Source organism: Agrobacterium sp. MCAB5 (assembly GCF_052114365.1).
GTDB classification, from domain to species: domain Bacteria; phylum Pseudomonadota; class Alphaproteobacteria; order Rhizobiales; family Rhizobiaceae; genus Agrobacterium; species Agrobacterium tumefaciens.
Window position 1 is genome coordinate 1 of the sequence record NZ_JBFREP010000276.1, and the last position, 433, is coordinate 433.

1 protein-coding gene is annotated in these 433 nt (G+C 55.2%); it reads left to right on the forward strand.

The window, feature by feature from the left end; translation table 11 throughout:
- Positions 1-40: 40 nt before the first annotated feature.
- On the forward strand, positions 41-409 hold the full coding sequence (locus AB4Z23_RS28610; RefSeq protein ID WP_441361324.1) for a hypothetical protein: 369 nt from the start codon (positions 41-43) through the stop codon (positions 407-409).
- The last annotated feature ends 24 nt before the right edge of the window (positions 410-433 follow it).

Sequence of the window (433 nt, forward strand, 5' to 3'; positions counted from 1 at the left end):
GAGCTTGATAATCTGCCTCCGCTTTTTAAGGAGGATGATCATGAGCGCCGAACGTGCCAACGATTGCTATGTCGCGCTTGAACTCAGCCAACGCACATGGCTGATCGGTTATCTTCTGCCCGGCTCAGATAAGGTGCAGACTACGGCAGTAGCCGGCGGTAATGCCGAAGCTCTTCTGTCGGCGCTCGGACGGATCGAAAGCCTGGCACCAGCTCGGTCGCATGCCGGATGTGCCTTGGGGTCGATGCGGGTCTGCTTCGAGGCAGGTTATGATGGCTTCTGGCTTGCCCGTTTTCTTATCGATCGCGACATCGATACTACAATCCTCGACCCATCCAGCTTTCTGGTTTCGCGACGAGGCATACATCAAAAAAGTAAATCCGGATGTCCGCGACAGCGACGTTATTGAAGCGAAAGTCGGGCGCCTCGCTTA

Excerpts from the sequence above, each read along its gene's own strand:
- AB4Z23_RS28610 (WP_441361324.1), top strand. The coding sequence starts at position 41 with ATGAGCGCCGAACGTGCCAACGATTGCTATGTCGCGCTTGAACTCAGC.